Origin of the sequence: Streptomyces profundus (genome assembly GCF_020740535.1) — a bacterium.
Taxonomy (GTDB): Bacteria; Actinomycetota; Actinomycetes; order Streptomycetales; family Streptomycetaceae; genus Streptomyces; species Streptomyces profundus.
This window is the reverse complement of record NZ_CP082362.1, coordinates 566,611-591,115: the sequence shown is the minus strand read 5'-3', so window position 1 is coordinate 591,115 and position 24,505 is coordinate 566,611. Positions and strand designations below refer to the sequence as shown.

Below are 24,505 nucleotides of genomic sequence, written 5' to 3'. Positions count from 1 at the left end.
CTCGGTGAGGTGGGTTCGGCCATCGTCATCGGTGTCCTTTCAGCCCTTGAGCCCGGAGGCGAAGCCCTTGATGATCGACTTCTGGAGGAGGAAGTAGACGAGCAGGATCGGCAGGATCGCGAGGACCATGCCGGCGAAGATCACGCCCCAGTTGGTGCTGAACTCGCCACGGAAGGCGAAGATGGCGACCGGGAGCGTCTGTTGGGAGCTGCCGCCGACGTAGAGCAGCGGCGTCAGGAACTCGTTCCACACGTTGATCGACGAGATGATCACCACGGTGCCGGTGACCGGGCGCAGCAGGGGGAAGACGATCCCGAGGAACGTCCGCAGGGTGCCGGCGCCGTCCACATACGCCGCCTCCTCGTACTCGCGCGGCAGTGCCCGGGTGAAGCCGGCGTAGAGGAACACCGTCATCGGCAGCTGGGTGCCCACGTTGAAGATGATCAGCGAGGTGTAGGTCTGGAGCAGATCGGCGTCCCGCATCAGTTGGTAGAGCGGCACCATGCCCAGTTGGAGCGGAATCATGATGCCCAACAGGAACAGCACATAGGTCGTGTAACTGAGCCGCCCGGCGCGCCGGGCGATGGTGTACGCGGCCAGCGAGCCCAGTGCGATCAGCAGTGCCACGCTGATCGCCGCGACCACGGTCGAGTTGAACAGCGCCTGGCCCAGCTCCGCCTCGCGCCAGGCGGTGGTGTAGTTGTCCAGCCGCAGCCCGGACGGTGGGCCCAGCGGGTCGGCGGCGACCTCGTCCGGCGTCTTGAGCGAGATGCTGAGGAAGACATAGAAGGGGAAGGCGAACAGCACGCCGACCGCGATCATGGCCAACTCGCCCAGCACCGCTCGCGGTCCACGCCCGCGTCGGGCGCCCAGAAGCCCGCCGCCCAGAAGCCCGCGGCTCAGAGGTCCGCCGCTCATGAGTCCACCTCGAATCGGCGCAGCGTCCGCAGCTGGATCATGGCGAAGGCGAACACGATCATGGTGAGCACCAGGGCGATCGCCGCGCTGTAGCCGAACTCGCCGGAGACGAACGCCTCCTTGTACATCACCACCGACAGCGTCTCGGTGGCGTAGCCGGGCCCGCCGCCGGTCATGGCGAAGACCTGGTCGAACAGCTTGAGGCTCCCGATCAGCGTGAGCGACAGCGCGATCGTCGTCGCCGGCAGCAGCAGCGGCAGCGTGACGGAACGGAACCGCTGCCACGGCCCGGCGCCGTCGATGGCGGCGGCCTCGTGCACCTCGGGCGGGATGCCCTGGAGCCCGGCGAGGTAGATCACCATCGTCAGTCCGGCGTTCTGCCAGATGATCACGCCGATCACCGACCACAGCGCCAACGAGCCGTCCCCGAGCCAGTTCTGCCGCAGCGCCCCGAGGCCCACGTCGGACAGCGCGGTGTTCAGCGGACCGGTCGGCGTGAGCACGTACTGCCACAGAAAGCCGATGATCACCGGCGGCAGCAGCGCCGAGGCGAAGAACAGGGTGCGCAGGACGTTGCGGCTGCGCAGCCTGGTGTTCAGCGCCAGCGCCAGGCCGAGCCCGGCGGCGGTCTGGACGATGGTGCAGGCCGCCGCGATCGTCAGGGTGTTGACCAGCGCGGAACGCGCGGACTCCGTGTTGAACAGGCGGCGGAAGTTGTCCAGGCCGACGAAGTTCGCATCGCCGGCCCGGCCGGTCCAGTCGGTGAACGCGTACAGTCCGCCGGCGGCCGTCGGGTAGAGCACCACGACGCCGTAGACCAGCAGCGCCGGCACCACGAACAGCCAGGGCGCCCCACGCACCCCGACGCGTCGTCGCCGGCCGGCGCGGGCGGGGAGGGGCGGCGCGGTCACCTGGTCCCCTTCGCGTACTGCTCGTCCAACTGGTCCAGCAGCGCCGGAACGCCGATCTCCCCGGCGAGCAGTTGCTGCCCCGACTGGAGCAGCGTCTGCTGGGTGTCGCCGTTGGGCCACAGATAGTTGGCGTAGGGCGCGGTGCGGCCCTCGTCGACCAGCGGCAGCACCGGGGCCAGCGGCGAGTCCGCCGCCTGGGCGGTCTCGCCGACGCCGGGCAGCACGCCCAGGGTGGTGGCGTAGGACTCGACGTTCTCCGGCTCGGCGAGGAAGTCGAGGAAGGTCCGCGCCTCGTCCACCCGGGGCGAGGCGGCGTTCACGGCGAGGAAGTCGGGCGCGGTGGGCAACACCGTGGCGTCGGGGTCGTCGTCGGCGGGCAGGGCGAACACCTCGAAGGCGTCCGAGCCCTCGGCCGCGTAGTCGAACAGCTGCGGCAGTCCCGCCGAGACCAGCAGGGTCATCCCGGCCTCGCCCCTGGCCAGCGCCTGCTGGGCCTGGTCGGCCGGGACGCCGAGCGCGTCGGGCGTGAAGTACTCGTTCAGCTCGGTCAGCTTCTCGAAGACCTCGGTCCAGGCCGCCTCGTCGGCGAAGCTCGTCTCGCCGGCGCGCATCCGCTCGTCGAGGTCGGGCTGCTCGGCGTGGACCAGGGTGCCGGCCAGGGCGTAGACGAAGAACTGGAGGTAGACGCCCCCGGAGAGCCCGGCCGCGATCGGGGTCTTCCCCGCGGCCTCAAGCTCCTCGCAGACGGCGAGCAACTCGCTCCAGGTGGTGGGGACCTCAAGCGACAGCTCCTCGAACACCTCCTTGTTGTAGGCGGCGACGATCGCGTTGCGTCCGACCGGGTAGGCGACAGTGCGCTCCCCGTCCCCCGCCAACACGGCCGTGGACTCGTCGAGTTGGCCCGCCCACGCGGAGTCGGACAGATCGGCCAGCTCGTCCGCCTCGCCGAGCACCCCGGCCGAGACGGGGCTGGAGTACCCCGGCGAGACCCGGATGACGTCGGGCGCGGTGCCGGAGGTCAGTTGGACGCGCAGCTGCTGGTTGAGCTCCTCGGCCGCCGCGTGGGAGGCGTCCACGGTCACGCCCTCCCGCTCCTCGTAGGCCGCGTACAGGTCCGCCAGTCCCGTGTTCTGCTCGGGGCTGGTGTACGTGGTCAGCGTCGCCGTGTCGCCGTCACCGTCGCCGGTGTTGACGAAGCCGCAGCCGGACAGGGCGAGCAGGGTGGTCAACCCGGCCGCCAGCCCGGCCCGAGCCGGGCGGTGCCGACGGGCCATGTGGTTGGGGCTCATGTTTCCTCCTTCACCGGCGGGGCCGGGGGTTCCTGGGACGGACCGTCGGGTGCGGGCCCTGCTGGTCCTGGGGGTGGCGGGGGGACGGTGACGTCGCCGGGGACGGTGGCGCCGGTGTCGCGCAGCGTGCGGTGGATCGCGGGGAGGGGCACGTCCCGTACGGCGGTGCCGTCCCGCACCGACAGGGCGGCGACCGTCCCGGCCGCCTGCCCCATCGCCATGCAGGACGCCTGTACGCGGTAGGCCGAGTTCGCCTCCTGGTCGCCGGAGACCGCACGGCCGGCGACCAACAGCGATCCCGGCGCGTCCCTGGGCACCATCGCGCCCAGGGGGATGGTGGGCAGCACGCCGTAGTCGAGGGGACGGATGTCGATCCCGTCGCCGTCGGAACGGTGCACGTCGATGGGGTAGAAGCTGTAGGAGACGGCGTCGTCCCACAGCCGCCCGCTCCGGTAGTCGTCGACGGTCACCCGTTCGACGCCGTCGATCGTGTAGGTCTCCCTGATACCGGTCTCCACCGCCCAGGACTCGATGGACAGCCGCTCCAGCCCCGGCTGCGCCCGCAGGAACCGGAAGATCCGCAACAGCGCGCGGCGGCCGGCGAGTTCGGCCTCGGTCCTGGTGCGACTCGTGCCGCCGTCCACGCCCGTGACGTGGATCGCGTTCTCGCCCCGGTGGCGCAGCAGCTTCCGCAGCGGGCGGGAGGCGGACTGGAAGTCGTCGGCGCGCAGCGTGCCGTCCACGAGCGCGGCGTCATAGGCCAGGTCGAGCGCGTCGAGGTCCATCCCGTCCAGGGAGCGGTGGTCGTAGCCGCCGAACCGCACCATCAACGTCCCGGGCTGCCGCTCCGGATTGCGCGATCTCGGCAGGCCGGCCAGCGCCACCACGTCGGCGTCGCCGGTGCAGTCCACGACGCGGGCCGCGCTGACCTCGCGCAGCCCCTCCTTGCCGCAGAGCACCACCCGCCACCGCGACCCCGTCCAGGAGACGGCGGCCACCATGGTGTGCAGCAGCAGGTCGGCGCCCGACCCGACCACCGCGCGGTCCGCGAGGGCCGCGTACACCGGTGCGCTGACGGGGACCTGGAGCCGGTAGTGCGGCAGATCCCAACGGGAGAAGTCGGGCAGCGTCGTCCCGCCGACCGCCACCGCCTCGCGCACCAGCCGCCAGCCGACGCCCGTGATGATCTGCTGTCCCCAGGCGTGGAAGAGGCCGGGCAGCGCGACGCCGGCGACGGTCGTCGTGCCGCCCAACGCGCCGTTCTTCTCGACCAGTCCGGTGCGTGCGCCGAGCGTGGCGGACTGGATCGCGGCACAGATCCCGGCCGGGCCGCCGCCGACGACCAGCACGTCCAGCTCCTCACGCACCTGGGGCCTCCCCACGGTCGGTGCCCGTGGGCGCGCCCACCAGCCGGGACAGCTCGGCGGCCGAGGCGATCGTCGCCTCCCGCAGCCGGCTCTCGTGCTCCGGCGTGCGACGGGCCGACGGATAGCCAAGACACAGCGCGGCGACGACCCGCCCGTTGTGGTCGCGCACCGGGGCGGCGATCCCGCAGACCCCGGCGACCTCCTCGTCGTGGTTGGTGGCGAACCCGTCCCTGGCCACCGCCGCCAACTCGCTCAACACCCGTGCCCGATCGAACTCGGCGTGGCCGGAGGACAGCAGCCGGTCCCGCTCGACGTCCGGGAGCCCGGCCAGCAGCACCTTCCCGGCGGCGGTGTGGATCAACGGCCCGACGGGCTCGGGCGCCGAGCGCATCGTCGTCGGGTTGACGTTCAGCAGCTGGGGGCCGACCAGCACGCTCACGTCCACCCGCCGACCGTGCTGGAGCGTGGCGAGCTGCACGGTCTCGCGGCTGGTCTCCCACAGGTCCCGCAGCACGGGGGCGGCGACGGCTCCCAGGTCGTTCTGGAGCGTGTAGGTGCGGTTCAGCTCGAAGAAACGGGGGCCGAGCACATAGCGGCGGGTGGACTCGATCTGCGCGACGAGGCCGTGCATCACCAGCGCCGAGAGCAGCGTGCGGCCGGTGGAGGCCCGCAGGCCGACCGCGTCGGTGACTTGGGACAGCCCTATCCCCGCGGGTCCGGCGCCGGCCAGGCACTCCAGCAGCGCCGTCACCCGGTCGATGGTCTGAATCGGGCTCTTGACCGCCCCGCCCGGGGTGCCCCCGGCGGGTTCGGACCTGTCCTCTTCGACAGCCATGATCCTCGCTGATCCTTAGCTTCTACAATGTAGAAGGCAGTTCGACTTTGTCAGAGCACACCATGGCACCCCGGCGATTTCGTGACAAGAGGTCGGGCAAAAACGATTCAATCAAGGAAGCGGGGATGGCCGACGGGAGTTCCGCCGCCGTACCCGGCCTGCCCGCGCCGTCGCCGGGCCGGATGCGGGGAGGCGGCAACCCCGGTCGGCCCGGCGGAGATCGGCGGAGCGGAGGCGGCGGGGCCCCGGGCGACCCCGCCACCAGTCGCCGACCCTCCGGTCGTCGTCACCCCCCACAACCGGTGGCGCGAGCGCTAGAACAACGGCATGGTCATCCCTTCGACAGGGGGCGACAGGCATGCCGGACCCGGAGGCCAGCGGTCCTCTTGCCGGACCGCGAGAAGGACAGCGGGGCGGTCAGTCGCCGGCGCTGCCGGTGGTGAGGACGGCGCCGGCGAGGACGAGGAAGACGCCGCCGCCCACGTACCGCTGGACCTGGAGGAACCCCCTGCTCTGCCGCACCCGGCCGCGGATGAGGAGGCTCAGCAGGGCCCAGCTCGCGTTGGTCACCATGCCGACCGCCACGAAGACCAGGCCGAGGACGAGGGTCTGGGACCAGACGGGGCCGTCGGCGCTCTTGACGAAGACGGGGAGGAAGGCGAGGAAGAACAGCGTGCTCTTCGGGTTGAGGGCGTTGACGACCAGCCCCTGAAGGAGGACGCGCCTGCCGGGGGAGGGCGCCGACGTCCCGTCCTCGGGGTCGGAGGCCACCGCCGGGGTGCGCAGCCGTTGGACGCCGAGCCACAGGAGATAGGCGGCGCCCGCGTACTTGACGATCTCGAAGGCCACCTCGGAGGAGGCGATCAGGGCCGAGAGGCCCACCACCGCGGCGAGCACCTGGACGAGGTCGCCGAGGGCCAGGCCGACGGTGGACAGCGTCCCGGCGCTGAGGCCCTGGTCGAACGTGCGGCCGGTCACATAGAGGACCGAGGGGCCGGGAACGAGTAACAGGATCAGCGAGGCGGTGAAGAACCACCAGAGCGTGGCTGGTTGGGGCATCGGTCTACTACTTTCTGCTGTCGGTCGCCTGCTCGGTCCGCCCGGCCTGTCGGTCCCAGATCCAGCAGCGGGGGGCACCCACCGGCCGGGCGGTGACCAGAGTGGCACAGACCTCCGGCCGTGACGGAAGATCCCAGAGAACCAGGGGATCGCTCACCTCCAGCCGCCGCGGGATGGCGCAGTCGAGGGCCTTGGCGTAGGCCTCTCGGCGGGTCCAGCCGGTGAAGAACGAACGACGGCCGGCCGCGTCCGGCTGAGCGTCGATCAGCTCCGCCTCCGTCGGGTCGAGGAAGCGGCGGGCCATGGCCCGGTGGTCGACGGACGGGTCGATCTCCTCCACGTCGACGCCCACCCGGCTGCCTCGGGCCACCGCGATCAGCGCGGTGCCGCCCGAGTGGGAGAGGTTGAAGTCGAGCCCCGCGGGGCCCACCAGTTGGGGCCGCCCGCGCTCGCTGCTGCCGAAGGCGAGACGCCTCGGCGGTGTCCCGGTGTAGCGGGAGAGCACCTCGCGGACGGCAGCCCGCGCCGCTGTGAACCGGGCCCGCTCCAGGGGGAGGACGCACCGGTCCGCCCGCGCCGTCTCCTCGGGGGAGAGCAGCTGGGCCGGCCGGTATCCGGGGCCGGGCGGCGCGTCGAGGCGCACGAGCCAGACGTGCACGCCATCCCCGTCCAGCGTCACCCGTTCGGGCGCCGGCTGCCAGCGCCCCGCTGTCCGGGTCACGCCAGGATGCCGGCCAGCTCGCGCAGCAGCCGCTCCTGGGCCGAGTGCAGGAAGAAGTGGCCGCCCGGCAGCATCCGCAGCGCGAAGGGCCCTGTGGTCTGTTCCGCCCAGGCGGCCAGCCCCGCCTCGTCCACATGCCGGTCCTCGCGCCCCCCGAAGGCGGTGACGGGGCAGTCGAGGGCGGGGGCCGGCTCGTAGGCGTAGGCGTCGTTGAGCCGGAAGTCGGAACGGAGGCCCGGCATGATCAGGCGCATCACCCGGGGGTTGTTCAGCAGGTCCTCGGGCGTTCCGCCCAGGGCCCGCAGCCGCTCGACGAAGGCGTCGTCGGGCAGGTCGTGGATGACGGGCCGGTTGTGCGAGAGCTGGGGCGCGCGCCGGCCGGAGACGAGGAGGTGCTCGGGGCCCCGCCGCCCGGTGTCGCGGAGCAGCCGCGCGTAGGCGAACGCGATCAGTGCCCCCATGCTGTGGCCGAACAGGACGAAGGGCCCCGAGTCATAGCGGTCGCCGATGGCCTCCGCCAGGTCCGGGATCAGCTCGCGCAGATCGTCGTAGGGCCGTTGCAGGATGCGTGACTCGCGCCCCGGCAGCCGGACGGCGTTGACCTCGATGTCCTCCGGGAGCTTGGCCGCCCAGTCGGTGAACACCGCGCTGCCGCCGCCCGCGTAGGCGAAGCAGAGCAGGCGCAGCCGGGCGTCCGGCCGGGGCCGGGGGGACACGATCCAACCCTTGCCTGGCGTCGCCACGTTCACGGGCTCACCTCCGCCTCGGCCGGTACGACCACGGTGAGGTAGCCGGGGAACTCCGGCACCTCGGCCACGTCGGCCTCCAGGAGGGCGAGTTCGCCGTCCCTGCCGATCTCACGGAAGCCGGAGAACTTGTACGTCACATACATCATCCGGTTGCGGCCGTTGGAGAGGAACTCCGCGAGCAGCCGCACCCCCGCCCGGCCGGCGCGGCGGCGCAGATAGGTGATGAGGACGCCGCCCACGCCCCGCGACATGACCCGGCAGGACATCAGGAGCAGCTTGATCCGCCAGGCGTCCGCCTCCCGTTCCAGCAGGACCAGGCCGATGGTGCCGTAGGGCCCGTGCCGGTCCTCCAGCCGGGCGACCAGCAGCTCGTGGTCGGGAGACTGCCGGAAGGTGTCCAGCTCCTCGTACGAGTAGGTGTATCCGGTGGTGTTCAACTGGTTGGTGCGGACGGTGAGTTCCTCGGCGCGCTGGAGGTCGTCCGTGGTGGCCCTCGCGATGGTGAAGGTCATGCCGAGGGTGGCGAGGAACTCCTCCTGGGGGCCGCTGTGTTCGCGTTCGACCTCGGCGCGCACCTGGTCGGCCCGGTACATCGAGCGGCGCTTGGCGGAGTCCTCGGTGATGAACCTGGGGGTGAACTCGGGCCGGTCCGGCAGCCCGGCGGCCTCGGCGGCGTCCACACACAGCGCTTCGGGGATCTCGTGCGCCACCTCGGCCCGCTCGAAGGGGTCGTCGTCCACGAAGGCGAAGGCGTCCAGACCGAGGTTGAGCGCCTTGGCGACGGCCCGCACGGAGCCGGACTTGGCGTGCCAGCCGATCTGCGGGTAGAGGAAGTAGTCGGCGAGGCCGTGGCGTCGGAGCGCGGCCATCGCCGTGTCGTGGTCGTTGCGGCTGGCGACGGACTGGAGGATGCCGCGTCGGTCGAGCTCCTCGACCGCCTCCCTGACACCCGGGCGCAGCGGCCCCTCGCCGTCCTCCAGGAGCACGCCGTCCCACACCGTGTTGTCGAGGTCCCACACCACGCACTTCACGGTCTTCGCCGCCCGCTCGGGGTGCGGCGCGCCGCTGTCGTCGGTCATTCCGTGACCTTTCTTCCGGTGCCTGCCCGGGGGGCGAGATAGGCGGACTCGGCGATGGTCGTCTGTTGGAGTTCGGTGCTGCCCTCGATGATCTCCATGACCTTCGCGTCCCGCAGATAGCGCTGCACGGGGTAGTCCTCGCCGCAGCCGTGCGCCCCGTGGATCTGTACGGCGTCGGCCGCGCTGCGGAAGGCCGTGGTCGAGGAGAAGTACTTGGCGAGCCAGGTCGCGTGCAGGCCCTGCTGGTCACCGTCCTGGCGCAGCCAACCCGCCTGCTGGCACAGGAGTCTGGCCGCGCTGGTGTGGGTGGCCATGTCGGCGAGCATCCGCTGGACGAGTTGGTGGTCGCGCAGCCGCACGCCGAACTGCTGGCGCTGCTCGGCGTAGGAGAGCGAGGCGTCCAGGCAGGCCTGCGCCAGGCCCACGCAGCCCCAGGCGACGCTGTAGCGGCCCAGCTCCAGGGCGGTGGCGGCGACCGCGTTCAGCCCGAACCCCGGGCGGCCCAGGAGCGCTTCGCCGGGAACGCGGCAGTCGCGCAGGTCCAGCTCGGCGAGCATCGAGGCGCGGGTGCCGAGGATGCCGCGCACCGGTGTGACGGCGAGTCCGGGCGCGGTCGCCTCGACGAGGAAGGCGGTGGGCCGGTCGTCGAGCCGGGCGAACAGCAGGAAGACGTCGGCGCGTTGCCCGAAGGTGATCCACCGCTTGGCGCCGTCGATGACGAAGCCGTCCCCGTCGCGGCGGGCGGTGGTCGCGAGCCCCTGCACATCGCTGCCCGCGCCGGGCTCGGTCAGGGCGAAGGCGCCGATCGCGGCGCCGGTGGCCAGCCGGGGCAGCCAGCTCTCCCGCTGCCCGGCGCTGCCCCAGCGGGCTATCGCCTGGCAGACCATGCCGTGCACGGTCAGCAGGCTGCGGACCGACGAACAGGCCCGGCCCAGCTCCTCGTTGAGCAGCCCGAACGTGATCGGGGCAAGCGCCGTGCCGCCGTAGTCGGCCGGTACGGCGCCGGCCAGGTGTCCGGCGTCGCCGATGGTCGCGTAGAACTCCTTCGGCAGGGCTCCCTCCCGGTCCCAGTCGCCCGCGTGCGGGGCGATGTGCTCCTGGGCGAAGCTCTCGTATGCCGCGCGTGCCGCCGTCTGCGCGGCGGTCAGCTGTACTCGTGTGGCCATCGTGGTCTCCGTACCGGATGGGCGGTCAGTCGCCGGCGACGGTCGCGCGCTTGCGGGCGACGAACGCGTCGATGGCGGCGACGGTGTTGAAGTTCGCCATCTCCAGGTCCTCGTCTTCGACGGTGAGTTCGAACTCGCCCTCGACGAAGAGGACAAGCTGCATGATGAAGAGGGAGTTGACGAAGCCGGTGGCGAAGATGTCGTCCTCGTCGGCGGGTTGGTGGTCGCCGAAGAACTGGGCGAGGAAGCCGCGGATCGCCGGCCGGTGGCCGTCCGTGGTGTGCTGCGTGGTCATAGGTGCCAAGCCGTTTCTGAGGAGTGCGGGGAGGTCGGGAGGTCAGGAGGCCGCGGTGGTCGGGTAGGCGAAGAAGCCCTGGCCGCTCTTGCGGCCCAGCAGCCCGGCGTCCACCATCCGGGTCAGCAGCGGGCAGGGCCGGTACTTGCTGTCGCTGAAGGCCGCGTAGAGCCCTTCGACGGACTGGAGGATGGTGTCGAGGCCGATCAGGTCGGCCGTCTCCAGCGGGCCCATCCTGTGCCCGAAGCAGCTGCGGAAGATCTGGTCCACCTCGGCCGCGCTGGCGACGCCCTCGTGGACGAGGTAGACGGCCTCGTTGACGGTGAGCATCAGCACCCGGTTGGAGACGAAGCCCGGGGAGTCCTCGACGACGATGCCCTCCTTGCCCAGCTGGGTGAGGAGTTGACGGGCGGTGTCCAGCGTCTCCTCGCTGGTGTGGTGGCCTCGGATCACCTCCACCGTCGGCTTGAGCGGCACCGGGTTCATGAAGTGCATGCCCAGGACGCGGTCCTGGCGGCCGGTCGCCGCGCCGATCCGGGTGATCGGGATGACGGAGGTGTTGGCGGCGAACACGCACTCCGGCCGGCAGACGGCGTCGATGCGCTGGTAGACGCCGCGCTTGATGTCCCAGTCCTCGGTGACGTTCTCGATCACGAAGTCGGCGCCGTCGAAGCCCTCGTACTCGGTCGTGTACCGGATGCGCTTGGCGACGACCCGGCGGTCGGTGCCGGCGCCCTGGGCGCCGAGCACACGGCCGAACCGCAGCCCCTGCTGGATCTGTTGTTCGGCGCGCGCCAGGATCTCCTCGGTGCGGTCGACGAGGAGCACCTCGTGGCCGCTGACCGCCAGGGCCTGGGCGAGGCCGGTGCCCATCACTCCGGCACCCACCACGCCGACCGTCCGAATGCTCTGTGCCATCTGCCGCTCTCTCCTGTCCGTCTGCTGTCCGTGTCTGTCGGCGTCCGTGTCCGTGCAGGCGTTCGGGTCCGGTGGGTCAACGAGCGGGGCCCGGTGGGCCGTTGGGGATGCGGACTCGCAGCGACCTGGCCAGTTCCGCGACGGTCAGCGCCTCGAAGAGGTCGCTGAGCGGGAGGTCGGCGCCCAGGGTCCGTCGGATCCTGGCGACCAACTGGACGCCGAGCAGCGAGTGGCCGCCCAGCTCGAAGAAGTCGTCGTGCGCGCCGACCTCGCGCAGGCCGAGCAACTCCGCCCAGAGCGCCGCCAGTTGTTCCTCGATCGGGCCCTCGGGCGCCTGGTAGGAGGTGCTCAGCGGTGGCCTCGGATGCCTGGAGGGGTCGGCGTGACCGCCGACCGGTGCTCCGGCGGCGTCGGGCGCCGCGTTCTCCTCCGGCCGGGCGCGGCCCCTGGCGATATCGGTGATGACCGCGCCGAGATCCTTGGTCACCACCGCCACCCGCGGGCCCGGGTCGGCGGCGAGCAGCCGCAGCAGCGCCTCGACGCCCTCGTGCGGGCGGATGCCCCGCGCGAGGTGTTCGCGCAGCCCGCTCGCGTCGCCGCCGCGCCGCGTGCCGCGCGCCGGGGGCCCGACGAAGCGGTAGGGGGCCACCTCGGCGGAGGTGCCGTCCCGCAACGCGCCCAGCCGGGAGCCGAGTTGGTCGACCTTCTTGAGGACGAAGTCCTCGATCCTGGCCAGTTCCCCGCCGTTCTCGTCGAGCAGCGTGAAGTCCGCGGTGAAGGTCTCCTTGCCCGGCTGGTCGGCCTCGTGGAAGCGGTGGTAGCTGAAGATCCTGCGCGGCAGCGGGCCGAGCAGCGTCAGCCGCCCGTAGGCCAGCGGGATGCGGAACTCCTGGGCCAGGTTCATGCCGTGGAAGCCCGCGGCCAGGTCGAGCAGCGAGGGGTGCAGCGCGATCTGCTCCAGATCGCCCTCGAACTCGGCCGGCAGCTCCAGCTCGGCCAGCGCCCCGTGCGCGCCGAGGTGGACCCGGCGCAGGCAGTGCGAGCGCGGGCCGAAGCCCATGGGCCCGGTGTGCTCGACGGCGCCCAGGTCCCGCATGCCGGTGGCCTCGACCAGGGCGGCCAGGTCGAACCGCCCGGCGGGCGGGGCCCCCTCGGGGAGCGGGCCGACCTCGCCGGTCACATGGACGTGCCAGCCCTCGTCCCCGGCCCCGCCCGAGGGCTCGTCGGCTCCCAGCGCCCGGCTCACCACGCTGAACCTGGTCGGGGTGCGCGTCTTGTCCAGGACGACCCGCAGCTCGCGCCGTTGGTCCTCGCCGACGACGACGGGGGAGAGGAAGGTGACCTCGCGCAGCTCGACCTCGGGCCCGCCGAACTGGTGCGCGTGGGCGGCGCGGACCAGCTCCAGATGCCCGGTGCCGGGCACCACGGCGTTGCCCTCCATCCGGTGCTCGTCGATCAGCCAGGAGCCGGTGACGCTGAGCGAGGCAGCGTAGACGGCCTCCCCGTCGTCGTCGCTCAGACAGCTGTCCAGCAGCGGGTGTTCGACGGGGCCGGTGCGCCCCTCCGACGTGCCGCCGATCAGACGGGCGGCCATGCCGGTCTCCTGCCAGCCGTCCCAGTTCACCGACACCGTCCTGGGCCCGCCGGTGAGGTCGTTGTACTGGGCGAGCGCGTCCAGGAAGGCGTTGGCGGCCACATAGTCGACCTGCCCCACGCCACCGGTCAGCGCGAGCGTCGAGGAGCAGAGCACGGTGAACTCCGGCCGCAGCCTGCGGGCGAGCGCGTCGATCACCAGGGCGCCCCGCACCTTGGGGGCGAGGACCCGCAGCGCGGCGTCCGTCTCCTTCAACTGGGCCAGACCGGCGGCCGGCAGGCCGGCCGCGTGCACGATGCCGTGCACCGTGCCGAACCGGCGCACCGCCTCGTCGGCCACCTCCGTCATGCGCGCCTCGTCGGTGACGTCGGCGGCCAGGGCCAGGACCTCGGCGCCCAGCGCCTCCAACTCCCGCACCGCGAGGACGCGGGCGGCGGCCGGGGCCCGCTCACTCTCGGCGACCGCGTCCCACCGTTCCCTGGGCGGCAGTTGGCCGCGTCCGACGAGGACCAGCCGGGCCCCGCCCTGCCGGGCGAGATGCCGGGCCAGGGCCAGCCCCATGCCGCCGAAGCCGCCGGTGATCAGCCAGGCGCCCTCGACGGTTCCGCCGTCGCCCCGGACGGCGGGCAGCCGCACCGGCCGGTGGCCCGGGGTCCAGCGCCGCCGGCCGCGCAGCGCGGTCAGCGGCCGGTCCGAGGGGCTGAGCAGCTCGGCCAGCAGCCCGTCGATCTCGCCGGGCGCCGCCGTGCCGCCCGGGAGCGTGATGTCGATGCCCCGGCAGCCGGTGCCCGGCTGCTCCAGGGGCAGGACCAGGCAGGGGCCGACCGTGGTGGCCTTCTCCGGGGCCACTGCCTCCACGCCGAGCACGGCGTGCGCGTCGCTGGAGACCACGGCGATATCCACCGGCTCGCCGGCGAGGGCGCCGACCAGGGCGCGGTTCAGCCGCAGCAGGCTCAACAGGCCGTGCTCCAGCGTCCTCTCCACCCCGGTGCGCGGCCCGACGGTCCACAGGTGAACCACCTGGGCGGGCAGCCGGCCGTCCGCGCCGAGGGCGTCGAGCAGCCGCCCGTAGCCCTCCTCATCGCCGGGCGCGAGGGTGTAGGCGTCCTCGGCGTGGCGCTGCCAGCCGGCGCCCGGCCGCGCCGTGGTCACCCGGCGGCCCCGGGCGCGCAGCCGTTCGGCGAGCGCCTCGCCCACACCCCGGTCGTCCAGGAACAGGAGCCAGTCGGCACCGCCCTGTTCGGTGTCCTGCGCGGCCCGCGCGCCGCGCGGGTGGCCGGCCAGCGGCTCCCACACGGGCACGCTGAACCAGTCGGCCAGATCCGCCTTTCTGGCCAGGGACGGCGCGGGCGCGGCCGGGCGGGCGGCCGGTTCGATCCAGTGCCTGCGCCGCTGGAAGGGGTAGGCGGGCAGCGCCACCCGCGCCGGCTCGGCGCCGCCGCGCACCGCCGTCCAGTCCAGCTCGGCGCCGGCCGCCCAGAGCTTCCCCGCCGTGGTGAGGAAGAAGCCCGCCTCGCCCTGCCGGTCGTACTCGCCGGGCAGCGAGGCATACGCCCGGGGGCGGCTCTGGGCCGCCTCGCCGCCCGGGGCGGCCGGCCGGGCCTGGAGGGCCAGGCTGCTCAGCGACTGGCCGGGGCCGATCTCCAGGAACAGCCGCCCCGGCTGGTGCCACAGCCGGCCGACGCCCTCGCCGAAGCGCACCGGCTGCCGCAGATGGCGGCCCCAGAAAGCGGGGTCGGTTGCCTGCTCGGCGGTCACCCAGTCGCCGGTGACATTGGAGACATAGGGGATCTGCGGCGCGTTGAGCGTGAGGGAGGCGGCCACCTCGGTGAACCGCTCGACCACCGGATCCATCAGGTGCGAGTGGAAGGCATGGGTGGTGTGCAGGCGGCGGACGGCGACCTCCTCGCGGCCGAGCCGCTCGGCCAGCTCGTCGACCCGCGCGCTCTCGCCCGCCACCACACACAGCTGTGGGCCGTTGACGGCGGCCAGCGACAGGCCCTCGTCGAGCAGCGCGCGCACCCGCTCCTCGGGCAGCGGCACGGCGAGCATCGCCCCGCCCGGCGACTCCTCGATGAGACGGGCGCGTTGGGCGACCAGCAGCAGGGCGTCCGGCAGCGAGAACACCCCGGCGAGACAGGCCGCCGCGTACTCGCCGATGCTGTAGCCGATCAGCGCGTCCGGCCGGATCCCCCAGGACCGCCACTGCTCGCCCAGGGCGTACTCCAGGGCGAAGACCGCCGGCTGGGCGTAGAGGGTGCGGTCCAACTCCGTGCGGGCGGCCGGCGGACGGCCGCCACGCCCCAGCAGGGCGCGCAGGTCGGGCCCGTCGCCGGCGGCCTCCCGGGCCCGCGCCGGACGGCCCGGGTAGAGCAGGGTCCGCAGATCGACGCCGAGCCGGGGCGCCAGAAGCTCGGCACAGCGGTCGATCGCGGCGCGGAAGACCGGCTCGCGGTCATAGAGCTCGCGCCCCATGCCGGGGCGCTGCTCGCCGAGCCCGGGCAGCAGGAAGGCGAAGGAGGGCGGCGGCCCGTCGGCCCGTCCGCCGCGCAGCACGCGCTGGTCGCGGCTGCGCAGCGCCGTCGCCGCGCTCGCGGTGTCGCGGGCGACCAGGAACCGGCGGTGCTCGAAGTGGCGCCGCCCGCTCTGCAAGGTGCGCGCCACCGCCGGCAGCGTCAACTCCTCGCCGCTTTCCAGCCGTTCGGCGAGCCGTTCGGTGGCGGCGTCCAGGGCGGCCTCGCCGCGCGCTGACAGCGGCAGCAGCCGCCAGGCGGCGGAGTCCTCCCCGGCCTCGGGGGCCGGCGCCTCCTCCAGGACGACATGCGCGTCGGTGCCGCCCATCCCGAAGGAGCTGACGCCCGCCCGGCGCGGCCCTTCCCCGGCCTCCCAGGGCCGCAGCCGGGTGTTGACGAAGAACGGGGTGGAGTCGAAGTCGATGTCCGGGTTGGGCTTGTCGAAGTGCAGGCTGGGCGGGATCTGCCGGTGCTGGAGCGCCAGCACGGTCTTGATCAGCCCGGCCATTCCGGCCGCCACATGGGTGTGCCCGATGTTGCTCTTGACCGAGCCGATCGCGCAGCTGCCCGGGGCGGCCCCCCGGGCGCTGAAGACCCGGTTGAGCGCCTCGATCTCGATGGGGTCGCCGACGGGGGTGCCGCTGCCGTGCGCCTCCACATAGGAGACGGTGGCGGGGGAGGTCTCCGCCCCCTCGTAGGCCGCCGCGATCACCCTGGCCTGGCCCGCCGCGCCCGGCGCCGCGAAGCCGACGCGCTCGGCCGCGTCGTTGCCGACGGCCGAGCCCTTGATGACGGCGCGCACCGGGTCGCCGTCGGCGACGGCGTCCTCCAGCCGCCTGAGGACGACGACGCCCACGCCGTTGGACGCGACCGTGCCCCGCGCCATGGCGTCGAAGGGGCGGCAGTGGCCGTCGGCGGAGAAGATCCCGCCCGGCTGGAAGACATAGCCGGCCTGCCGGGCCCGCACGGTGGCGCCGCCGGCCAGGGCGGTGTCGCAGTCGCCGCTCAACAGGGCCTGACAGGCCAGATGGACGGCGACCAGCGAGGTCGAACAGGCCGTCTGCACCGTCAGGGCCGGCCCTGACAGATCCAGCTTGTAGGCGATCCGGGTGGCCAGGTAGTCCTTCTCGTTGGCCAGGTTGCGGGCGAACTCCTCGGCCGCGTCGGTGGGGTCGGCGCCGGCGGAGAGCTGGGCGAGATAGCTGCTGTAGTACGAGCCGGCGAAGACGCCCACCGCTCCGGGGACGGCCTTGGGGTCGTAGCCGGCGTCCTCCAGGGCGGCCCAGGCGGATTCGAGCAGCACCCGGTGCTGGGGGTCCAGCAGGCCGGCTTCCTTCGGGTTGAAGCCGAAGAACTCGGCGTCGAAGAGGTCGGAGCCCTCCAACACCCCCTGCGCCGGCACGTAGTCCGGGTCGTCGAGCTGGGCCTCGGGCACCCCGGCGGCGGCCAACTCCGCGCGCGAGAAGACGGTGATGGACTCGGTGCCGGAGGCGAGGTTGCGCCAGTAGGCGTCCGCGTCGGCGGCGCCGGGGAACCGGCAGGAGAGCCCGATCACCGCGATCTCCAGACCCGTCGGCTCCTCGGCCGCGCCCCGGGCAGGGGGCTGTTCGCTGTGCGCCATCAGTCGCTCTCCCTGATCGCCGTGCGTGTCCTGCGGCCTCGTTGCCTGAGCATCCGCTCCTTGCCGCGCGCCTTGCGTCCGGCGGCGTCCCCCTCGACGTGGGCCGGGCCCTCGGGGGCCCGGGGTCCCGCCAGATGGGCGGCGAGCGCGGCGACGGTCGGGTACATGGTGAGGACCACCACCGGCAGCCGGCGGTCCAACTCCCTCTCCAGCCGCACCGAGACCCGGGCCAGCAGCAGCGAGTCGCCCCCGAGGTCGAAGAAGTTCTCGTCGAGACCGACCCGTTCGCGCTCCAGGACCTCCGCCCAGACCGCGGCGATCCGCCGCTCCAGCGGGCCGCGCGGCTCGGCCCCCGAGCCGTGGGCGGCGGCGGACAGCAGTTCGGCGAGCCTGAGCCGCTGCACCTTGCCGGCCGGGCTCTTGGGGACGTCGGCCACCAGATAGACCCGGCTGGGCACCTTGAAGTCGGCGAGGTGCTCCGCCACGTACTCCCGCAGCTCGCGCTCCACGACCGTGGCCGAGGCGCGGGGGACGACGGCCACCGCCACGTCCTCGCCCAGCGTCGGGTGCGGCAGGCCGAAGGCCACCGCGAGCTTGACGGCCGGGTGCCCGGACAGCACGTCGTCGATCTCGGCCGGGGACACCTTGGAGCCGCCGCGGTTGATGATCTCCTTGCTGCGCCCGACGACATAGAGGTAGCCGTCCTCGTCGACGCGGCCCTCGTCGCCGGTGCGGAACCAGCCGTCCTCGGTCAGCGCCAGCGCGTTGGCCTCCGGGTTGTCCTCGTACCCCGCGGTGACGTTGGCCCCCCGGATGGCGATCTCGCCGACCTCCCCCGGGCCGAGCGGGCGCCCCGCCCTGTCGAGCACGGCGAAGGGCTCGCCGACGGGCAGCCCGACGGACCTGAGCCTGCGGACGCCGGGCGGCAGCGGGTTGCTGGCGACCAGGGAGCCGGCCTCCGTCATGCCGTACGCCTCGATCACCGGGGCCCCGAAGGCGGCCTCCAGGGCGGTCAGCACCGGGCCCGGCAGCGGGGCGGACGCCGAGCGGACGAACCGCAGCCCGGCGGCGGCGAGTTCCGCCGCGTGCTCCTCGGCCACCGCGAGAAGCGCCTGGTGCATGGTGGGCACCGCGGTGTACCAGGTGGGGCGGAACTCGGCGAGCCACGCGAAGAACCGGGTGTCGGAGAAGCCGGGGGTGCAGACGATGCCGCCGCCCCCGGCGAGTGTGGCGAGCAGGGTGCTGGTGAGGCCGTGGGCGTGGAAGAGCGGCATCACGTTCAGGCAGAGGTCCTCCGGGCCGATGGCGAAGGCCGCCCTGGTGTTGCCCGCCGCCGCGCACAGGTTGGCGTGGGTGAGCGGCACGAGCTTGGGCTGCGAGGTGGTCCCCGAGGTGTGCAGGATCAGCGCGACCTCCTCAGGCCCGGCCGCCGTCGGGCCCGGCAGCGGCTCCCCGGCGGCGCCCACCAGGGTGAACGTTCCGGCGGGCCCGGTCGCGTCCGGCACCAACTCGACGACCTGGACACCGAGTTCCCTGGCCACCGCGATCGCGGGCGAGTCGCTGCCCCGCTCCACCAGCAGCGCGCCGGCACCCATGTCCCGCAGATAGAAGGCGAACTCCTGCTCGCGGTAGGCCGGGTTGAGCGGCGCCGCGCAGGCGTGGGTGGCCACGGCGAGGAAGGCGAGCGCGAGGTCGGGACCGTTCGGCAGCACCAGCGCCACCCGGCTGCCCCGGCCGATGCCCAGGGCGGCCAGCGCCCGCCCGACCTCCGTCACCCGGTCGCGCAGGGCGGCATAGCCGAGTGGCGCCTGGCCGGGCGCGTACAGGGCGGGGGCCTCGGGGAGGCGCGCGGCCTGATGGTCGAGCAGCCGCCCGAGACTGTTGATCGAGTGGTCGTTGGTCACGCTCATCGGTGCCCGCTTCTCTCTGCTGCCTCGGGTGCCTGCGGTGCGGTGGGGTCGAAGTGGTGGGTCGGGAGTTCGGCGACGGCCCAGGCGGTGGGCGGCCGGGTGGCGTGGGTGCCCACCCGGAGCCGGGTGGTGCGGGGCGGGCCGCGGTGGTGCTCCTCGGCCAGTTCGAGCAGCACGGTGCCCGGGGCGCCGTCCTCGGCGCGGTGCAGCCGGTAGCGACGCGGCGGCACCGCGAAGCCCCGGCCCGTGGCCTTGGCGATGGCCTCCTTGGCGCACCACAGGTGCAGCGGAAGCGCGGCGGCGTGATCCGGGGCCAGCAGGGCCAGTTCGGCCCGGGTGCCGAAGCGGTGGAGGTTGCGGGCGGCGCTGTCCCAGTCGTCCTCGGCGTCCACGCCGAGCCCCGTGGGCGGCCCGTCCGCGCGCCGCAGCGCCACCACGGCCTGACGTGCGGTGTGCGCCAGGGAGAACTGCACGGCGGGTCCGGTGCGGCGCCCGCCGAACCGCACCAGGCGCACAGCGCCGGCCGCGCCGAGCGTGAACGGCCCGTCGCCCAGGCCGAGTTCGGCCAGCGCCGCGCCGAGCACCCGCCGGGCCGCCGCCCCCTGCGCCCGGCGGGCCCGTGAGGTGAACGCGCCGTCGGCGGCGCGCTCTTCGGGGGGCGCGGCGGCCTCCCCGGCGGCTTCGGCGGCCTCCCGGGGGCCTTCGGGGCCTTCGGGGCCTTCGGAGACAGAGCCCCACCACAGCCGGGGGCGGTGGGACGGCCCGACGGGGGCGCTCACCCGGGCGCCGCGGCCGGTGCCCATGCCACGTCCTCCAGTGAGTAGACCCCGGGCTCGGCGGCGGCGGCGAAGCGCACCGACCGCAGGATGCCGGGCAGGAACGCGGACCGGTCCGCCACCCGGTGCAGCACCTCCACGTGTTCGCCGGGGCCGGCCGCCAACAGCCGGTGCTCGCTGACCCCGTCGCCCATCCGGAACGCGGCGATCTCGGGGCCCGGCTCCTTCGTTTCCGTGGCCTCGGGGGCCGGCCGCCACCGGCCGGCCAGGAAGCGGGCGGTGGAGCTGGGCCGGTCGCGCTTGCCCGCGAAGTGCACGTCCAGCACCCCCGCGTCCCAGTCCTCGTCCACCTGGAGCGACAGCTCCCGCACGAAGCGGGCCACGGCGAGCAGCGCCACGCTGAAATTGGCCGCCACCACCACCGCGCTCCCGCGGCCGGCCGCCGCGATCAGCTTCTGTTCGGCGTCGCCCAGGCCGCTGGTGCCCACCACCAGCGGACAGGGCGCGTCCACCGCCTCCCGCAGCAGCGCGGCCGTGGCCTCGCGCGCCGTGAAGTCCACCACCACGGGCCGGGCGACCGGGAGTTGACCGAGCGACCGGAGCACGGGCACGGATCCCTCGGCAGCCGTGCCGGACGCGCCGGCCGGGTACGGGGTGCGCAGGCTCAGGCGCGCCGCGAGGTCGAGGCCGGGGGCGTGCTCGACGGCGGCGGCGATCAGCTTCGCCATCCGCCCCGTGCGCCCGCAGACCACGGTCGGGATCGTCATGGCCGCCCCACCAGCCCCATGCGCCTGGCCAGTTCACCCTCGACCATGCGCCTCCCGCCGAAGCTCGCCTGGACCACGTCGGCCGGCCAGCCCTCCTCGGCGACGGGCCCGGGGACGAGCCCCAACTCCGTGCTCAGATCCTCGGCGATCCGCACCGTGCGCCAGAGCAGCTCCGTACCGGCGGCCAGCACGGCGCCGACGCTCTCGCCGCCGGGCGGCTCGCCCTTGAACTCCGCGCCGAAGCTGGCGGCGGCGGCGGCCAAAGAGAGCTCGATCTCCAGCCGGCTCAGCTCGTGCGCCAGATACTGCGAGGTGCTCAGCGCCCCGGTGCCCTCGCCGGTGTTCGCCAGCGCCCGCCGCAGATCCGCGACCACCTTGGCGCTCCAGGTGACCGACCGCCGGGAGAACTCCCAGGCGTAGGCGTCCAGTACGGGCACCAGCGGGCCGTCGGGCCGCCAGCTCACCGGGCGGGACAGCGCCCGGCCGTCCAGGGCCGCGTCCGTCGCCTCGCCCCAACCCCGGTCGGCCGCCCGGCCGGCGCCGAACAGCCGCACGCCGGCCAGCGTGTGCGGCAGCAGCGCCAGCCGCAGCGTCTCGTCCTCCTCGGACCACACGGTGGCCAGGGTGATCTCGGCGGCCCCGTCGGCGTAGCGGAACCGCCCGGTGAGGGCGGTAAGGCCGGCGCCGACCGGCCGGGCGCGAAGGGTGGGCTCGGTCACGGCGAAGGGCGCGTTGGGGGTGAACAGGCCAAGAGCGGCGCGCTGTTGGCCGGCGCGGACGGCGGCGGCGCAGTCGTACGGGTCGTGCTCGAACAGGTCGAGCAGCGGCAGCACCGCGCACAGGTGCTCGGTCCGCGCGGCGGCCTCGGCGAAAGGCTCGGCCGCCCAGACCTCGTCGAGCCGTCGGGTGAGGTCCGGGGCGCCTGGTTCGGTCGGGCGGGTGGCCTCGTATGCGGTGCTCACAGCTCTCCTCGCGGTCTCAGGCCAGGGTGCGGACGAACGCGGCGATGGAGTCGACCGACAGCAGGTACTGCGGGTCGGCCTCCGGGTCGATGACGGCGCCGAACCGCTGCTCCAGCGCCTCCATCAGGTTGATGTAGCCGATGGAGTTGACCCCGGCCCGGTCCAGATCCCCGTCGGCGGCCCGCAGGTCGGCGACGGTCACCACCTTTCCTGTGGCCACTTCCACCAGTTGCTCGATCTGCTCGCGCAGCTTGTCCGTGACGGCCTGCTCGGTCATACGTCCACTCCTGTGCTGGTCACGCGCTGCCGCGCACGGTGTCCTCGACTGTGTCCTCGGCGCTGCCCCTGACCGTGTCCTCGACGAGGGTCCTGAGTTCGGAGAGGCGCACCTTGCCCGCCGAGGAGCGGGGGATCGACTCCAGGAAGGTGATCCGCCCGGGGACCTTGTACGGCGCCAGGCGCTGCCGGCAGCCGTCGACGACCTCGGCGCGGGTGAGGGTGCTCGCTCCGGCGAGCACCAGGTGCAGCACCGTCTCACCGTGGGCGTCCCGGTCGGCGAGGAGCACGCTGTCCCGCACCCCTTCGAGGGCGCGCACGACGCGTTCGATCTCCTCGGGGTCGACCTTGCGCCCGGCCAGGTTGATGGGGCCGCCGAGCCGGCCGGTGACGAAGAGCCGTCCGTCCCTGAGCAGCCCCCGGTCCCCGGTGCCGTAGTAGCCCTCGGCGTCGACGCGCTCCGCCAGGCCGCCGGGGAGGTTGAGATAGCCGCTGGCCATGGACTCGGTGCGCACCCGCACCTCGTCGCCGCCCGTAGGCCGGGGGACCACGCGCAGGCTCACCCCGGGCAGCGGGGTGCCGAGGCCCTCGCGGTAGTCCGGGTCCCGCTCGAAGGTGCAGGGGCCCGTCTCGGCGACGCCGTAGTAGTCGGCGACGCGGACGCCGTAGCGCGCCTCGAAGCCCTCGCGGACCTCCGGCGCGAGGACGGCGGCAGCGGAGACCGCCAGGCGCACGGTGGCGAAGGCCCCGGTGTCGGCCTCGGGCGCCTCGGCCAGCAGCCGGTAGGCGAGCGGGAACGCCACCAGCCGGGTGGCCGCAGCGCGGCCCACCGCCCGGACGACGCCGCCCGAGGTGGGCAGCCCCCGGTAGAGGTGCAGCTCGGCGCCGACCAGGAACACCGGCAGCAGCGAGGTGTTGAAGGCCAGCCCGTTGGTGAAGGCGGCCAGGCACAGCACCCGGTCCCCGGCGTCGAGCCCGGTGCCGTCGACCCAGTTGACGGCCGCCCGGTGCACGGCGTGGTGGGAGAACTCCAGACACTTGGGCGCGCCGGTGGTGCCCGAGGTGAACCGGCAGGTGCCCGTGTCCGCCCGGGGCGCCGGTGCCTCGGGCGCCGCCCCTGCGGTTGCTTCGGCGGCTGCTTCCGTGCTGTCGGGGCGGGCCAGCGCGTGGGGGCTGTCGGGCAACCCGGTCACCACGGCGGGCAGCGGGAAGCCGCCGGGCCGGTCGGTGAGGAAGGCATCCACGCCGCAGCTGGAGTGGATGCCGGCGAGTTCGGCGGCGCCGAACTGGGCGTCGACCAGCAGCGGGAGCCGCCCGGTGAGCAGCAGGGCATAGTACGAGACCAGATACTCCGCGCTGTTGGCGGCGTACAGGGCGATCCGCCGCTCCTGCGGGCCCAGTTGGCCGTCCAGCACCCGGGCGTGGGCGCGGACGCGGTCGGCGAGCTGGGCGTAGGTCAGCTCCGTGCCGGCGTCCACCACGGCCCGGCGCTCGCCGTGCGCGGCGCAGGCGGCCAGGAACACCTGGTCCAGGGTCTCGGGGGTGGGCTGCTCAGCCACGGCGCCTCCCGGGAGCGGCGGCGAGCGCCGGCGCCTCTAGTTCGGCGCGGGCGGCCAGCGAGTGGTTGGCGATGGTGAGCATGGTGGTCTGGCTGCCGCCCGACATCCGCAGCCCGCGCAGCTGGGCGTGGGCGCGCAGCGCGACGCTGTCCCACATATAGCCGGCACCCCCCTCCAAGTCCGTTCCCAGGGCGGCGAGTTCGGTGGTGCGCTCGACGCAGAACCACTTGAGCTCGGCGATCTCGGGGACGGTGCTGCCGCCCTCGGTCAGCCGCAGGAAGGCCTCCGTCAACCCGGCCTCCATCAGCTCCTGGTCGGCGCGGGCCCTGGCCAGCGCGTGCGCGTTCACCGGCCAGCCCGCCAGCGGGCGTCCGCCCAACTCGCGCGCGGTGGTGTGGCGGCGGATATGGTCGAGCAGCGCCCGGTGGGCGAAGTAGGCGTCCGCCGCGATCAGGAAGCGCATCCGGGACATCACCCGGTTCCACCGCATCAGCTGGCTGACGCCGCGCCGCGAGATGACCTGGCCGAGCGGGACGCGCACCTGGTCGAACTCCACCAGGGCCGAGTCGATCGAGCGGGTGCCGAACTTGTCGTACACCTCGGTCACCCGCACGCCCGGCGTGGACTTCTCCACCAGCACGATGGCCGGCTGGCCGTCGAGCTGGACACTGACGAAGCACAGGTCGGCGTTGGCCCCGTTGACCACGAACTTCTTGCGTCCGCTGACCACCACCTCCTCGCCCTCCGTGACGGCGCGGGTCGGCTCGTGGGCGGAGGGGTCGGTGTCGCACTGGCAGGCCACCAACTCGCCCGCCACCAGGCCCGGCAGAAAGCGTTCGCACAGCTCGACGTTCTTCGATGAGACCAGCCAGTCCCCGGCGATCTCGTTCTGGACGTGCATGCCGAGCGCCAGCCCGTTGTCCCGGAGCCGGGCCAGTGCCTCACCCAACACCAGGGCGCCCAACAGGCCGAGGCCCTGGCCGCCGTGCTCGCGCGGCAACGAGACGCCCATCAGCCCGTGTTCGGCCAGGTCGCGCCACGCCTTCTTGCGGATATGGCCCTCCGGGGAGGCGCGCCACCGCTCCAGCCACCGGGGCGTGAGGCAGGCAGCCGCCCGGCGGCCCAGCTCGTGATGGTCCTCGCTCAGCCGGGCGGACAGGACGCTGTTACTCAACATGGGGTGAACCCCGCTCCTTCTGGTCGACGTGGTCTGGCGGGGC

At 73.6% G+C, this 24,505-nt stretch carries 20 protein-coding genes; all 20 read right to left on the bottom strand.

Annotation, left to right across the window (positions count from 1 at the left end):
* Window positions 1-39: 39 nt before the first annotated feature.
* The 20 genes from K4G22_RS02590 to K4G22_RS02495 all read right to left on the bottom strand — a co-directional run bounded on the left by K4G22_RS02590 (window position 40) and on the right by K4G22_RS02495 (window position 24,462).
* Complete coding sequence (locus K4G22_RS02590; RefSeq protein WP_228078017.1) at window positions 40-918, bottom strand: carbohydrate ABC transporter permease; 879 nt, start codon at window positions 916-918, stop codon at window positions 40-42.
* Window positions 915-1,829, bottom strand: a complete 915-nt coding sequence (locus K4G22_RS02585) for a carbohydrate ABC transporter permease (RefSeq protein ID WP_228078016.1) — start codon at window positions 1,827-1,829, stop codon at window positions 915-917. The genes K4G22_RS02590 and K4G22_RS02585 overlap by 4 nt, the downstream gene beginning before the upstream one ends.
* Window positions 1,826-3,118: an ABC transporter substrate-binding protein gene (locus K4G22_RS02580; protein ID WP_228078015.1), complete on the bottom strand. Its 1,293-nt coding sequence runs from the start codon at window positions 3,116-3,118 to the stop codon at window positions 1,826-1,828. The genes K4G22_RS02585 and K4G22_RS02580 overlap by 4 nt, the downstream gene beginning before the upstream one ends.
* On the bottom strand, window positions 3,115-4,485 hold the full coding sequence (locus K4G22_RS02575; protein WP_228078014.1) for an FAD-dependent oxidoreductase: 1,371 nt from the start codon (window positions 4,483-4,485) through the stop codon (window positions 3,115-3,117). The genes K4G22_RS02580 and K4G22_RS02575 overlap by 4 nt, the downstream gene beginning before the upstream one ends.
* Window positions 4,478-5,320, bottom strand: a complete 843-nt coding sequence (locus tag K4G22_RS02570) for an IclR family transcriptional regulator (protein ID WP_228078013.1) — start codon at window positions 5,318-5,320, stop codon at window positions 4,478-4,480. The genes K4G22_RS02575 and K4G22_RS02570 overlap by 8 nt, the downstream gene beginning before the upstream one ends.
* Before the next feature lie 417 nt (window positions 5,321-5,737).
* Complete coding sequence (locus K4G22_RS02565) at window positions 5,738-6,379, bottom strand: LysE family translocator (RefSeq protein WP_228078012.1); 642 nt, start codon at window positions 6,377-6,379, stop codon at window positions 5,738-5,740.
* Between the two features lie 7 nt (window positions 6,380-6,386).
* Complete coding sequence (locus tag K4G22_RS02560) at window positions 6,387-7,100, bottom strand: 4'-phosphopantetheinyl transferase family protein (RefSeq protein ID WP_228078011.1); 714 nt, start codon at window positions 7,098-7,100, stop codon at window positions 6,387-6,389.
* Entirely contained in the window at window positions 7,097-7,816 is a 720-nt protein-coding gene (locus tag K4G22_RS02555; protein WP_228078010.1) for a thioesterase II family protein, read from the bottom strand. Before K4G22_RS02555 ends, K4G22_RS02560 begins: the two co-directional genes overlap by 4 nt.
* A gap of 29 nt (window positions 7,817-7,845) precedes the next feature.
* A complete protein-coding gene (locus K4G22_RS02550; RefSeq protein ID WP_228078009.1) occupies window positions 7,846-8,928 on the bottom strand; it encodes an HAD-IIIC family phosphatase in 1,083 nt (360 codons plus the stop codon).
* Window positions 8,925-10,094, bottom strand: a complete 1,170-nt coding sequence (locus tag K4G22_RS02545; protein WP_228078008.1) for an acyl-CoA dehydrogenase family protein — start codon at window positions 10,092-10,094, stop codon at window positions 8,925-8,927. Before K4G22_RS02545 ends, K4G22_RS02550 begins: the two co-directional genes overlap by 4 nt.
* A 25-nt stretch (window positions 10,095-10,119) precedes the next feature.
* A complete protein-coding gene (locus tag K4G22_RS02540; RefSeq protein WP_228078007.1) occupies window positions 10,120-10,389 on the bottom strand; it encodes an acyl carrier protein in 270 nt (89 codons plus the stop codon).
* A 42-nt stretch (window positions 10,390-10,431) separates the two neighbouring features.
* Complete coding sequence (locus K4G22_RS02535) at window positions 10,432-11,307, bottom strand: 3-hydroxyacyl-CoA dehydrogenase family protein (RefSeq protein ID WP_228078006.1); 876 nt, start codon at window positions 11,305-11,307, stop codon at window positions 10,432-10,434.
* Between the two features lie 76 nt (window positions 11,308-11,383).
* Complete coding sequence (locus K4G22_RS02530; protein ID WP_228078005.1) at window positions 11,384-17,035, bottom strand: type I polyketide synthase; 5,652 nt, start codon at window positions 17,033-17,035, stop codon at window positions 11,384-11,386.
* Entirely contained in the window at window positions 17,035-18,945 is a 1,911-nt protein-coding gene (locus K4G22_RS02525) for an AMP-binding protein (RefSeq protein WP_228078004.1), read from the bottom strand. The genes K4G22_RS02530 and K4G22_RS02525 overlap by 1 nt, the downstream gene beginning before the upstream one ends.
* Window positions 18,942-19,748, bottom strand: a complete 807-nt coding sequence (locus K4G22_RS02520) for a 4'-phosphopantetheinyl transferase family protein (RefSeq protein ID WP_228078003.1) — start codon at window positions 19,746-19,748, stop codon at window positions 18,942-18,944. The genes K4G22_RS02525 and K4G22_RS02520 overlap by 4 nt, the downstream gene beginning before the upstream one ends.
* Window positions 19,721-20,488: a 4-hydroxy-tetrahydrodipicolinate reductase gene (locus K4G22_RS02515; RefSeq protein WP_228078001.1), complete on the bottom strand. Its 768-nt coding sequence runs from the start codon at window positions 20,486-20,488 to the stop codon at window positions 19,721-19,723. Before K4G22_RS02515 ends, K4G22_RS02520 begins: the two co-directional genes overlap by 28 nt.
* Complete coding sequence (locus K4G22_RS02510; protein WP_228078000.1) at window positions 20,485-21,450, bottom strand: hypothetical protein; 966 nt, start codon at window positions 21,448-21,450, stop codon at window positions 20,485-20,487. Before K4G22_RS02510 ends, K4G22_RS02515 begins: the two co-directional genes overlap by 4 nt.
* Window positions 21,451-21,466: 16 nt before the next feature.
* Window positions 21,467-21,727 carry a phosphopantetheine-binding protein gene (locus K4G22_RS02505; protein ID WP_228077999.1) on the bottom strand — a complete coding sequence of 87 codons (261 nt, stop codon included), beginning with the start codon at window positions 21,725-21,727 and terminating at the stop codon, window positions 21,467-21,469.
* 19 nt (window positions 21,728-21,746) lie between these two features.
* Complete coding sequence (locus K4G22_RS02500; protein ID WP_228077998.1) at window positions 21,747-23,285, bottom strand: class I adenylate-forming enzyme family protein; 1,539 nt, start codon at window positions 23,283-23,285, stop codon at window positions 21,747-21,749.
* Complete coding sequence (locus tag K4G22_RS02495; RefSeq protein WP_228077997.1) at window positions 23,278-24,462, bottom strand: acyl-CoA dehydrogenase family protein; 1,185 nt, start codon at window positions 24,460-24,462, stop codon at window positions 23,278-23,280. Before K4G22_RS02495 ends, K4G22_RS02500 begins: the two co-directional genes overlap by 8 nt.
* Window positions 24,463-24,505 lie beyond the last annotated feature (43 nt).

Coding starts and splice junctions, on each gene's coding strand:
- K4G22_RS02525 (WP_228078004.1), bottom strand. CDS start 18,945: ATGAGCGTGACCAACGACCACTCGATCAACAGTCTCGGGCGGCTGCTC.
- K4G22_RS02505 (WP_228077999.1), bottom strand. CDS start 21,727: ATGACCGAGCAGGCCGTCACGGACAAGCTGCGCGAGCAGATCGAGCAA.
- K4G22_RS02550 (WP_228078009.1), bottom strand. CDS start 8,928: ATGACCGACGACAGCGGCGCGCCGCACCCCGAGCGGGCGGCGAAGACC.
- K4G22_RS02540 (WP_228078007.1), bottom strand. CDS start 10,389: ATGACCACGCAGCACACCACGGACGGCCACCGGCCGGCGATCCGCGGC.
- K4G22_RS02495 (WP_228077997.1), bottom strand. CDS start 24,462: ATGTTGAGTAACAGCGTCCTGTCCGCCCGGCTGAGCGAGGACCATCAC.
- K4G22_RS02590 (WP_228078017.1), bottom strand. CDS start 918: ATGAGCGGCGGACCTCTGAGCCGCGGGCTTCTGGGCGGCGGGCTTCTG.
- K4G22_RS02570 (WP_228078013.1), bottom strand. CDS start 5,320: ATGGCTGTCGAAGAGGACAGGTCCGAACCCGCCGGGGGCACCCCGGGC.
- K4G22_RS02580 (WP_228078015.1), bottom strand. CDS start 3,118: ATGAGCCCCAACCACATGGCCCGTCGGCACCGCCCGGCTCGGGCCGGG.
- K4G22_RS02520 (WP_228078003.1), bottom strand. CDS start 19,748: ATGGGCACCGGCCGCGGCGCCCGGGTGAGCGCCCCCGTCGGGCCGTCC.
- K4G22_RS02535 (WP_228078006.1), bottom strand. CDS start 11,307: ATGGCACAGAGCATTCGGACGGTCGGCGTGGTGGGTGCCGGAGTGATG.
- K4G22_RS02545 (WP_228078008.1), bottom strand. CDS start 10,094: ATGGCCACACGAGTACAGCTGACCGCCGCGCAGACGGCGGCACGCGCG.
- K4G22_RS02530 (WP_228078005.1), bottom strand. CDS start 17,035: ATGGCGCACAGCGAACAGCCCCCTGCCCGGGGCGCGGCCGAGGAGCCG.
- K4G22_RS02565 (WP_228078012.1), bottom strand. CDS start 6,379: ATGCCCCAACCAGCCACGCTCTGGTGGTTCTTCACCGCCTCGCTGATC.
- K4G22_RS02515 (WP_228078001.1), bottom strand. CDS start 20,488: ATGACGATCCCGACCGTGGTCTGCGGGCGCACGGGGCGGATGGCGAAG.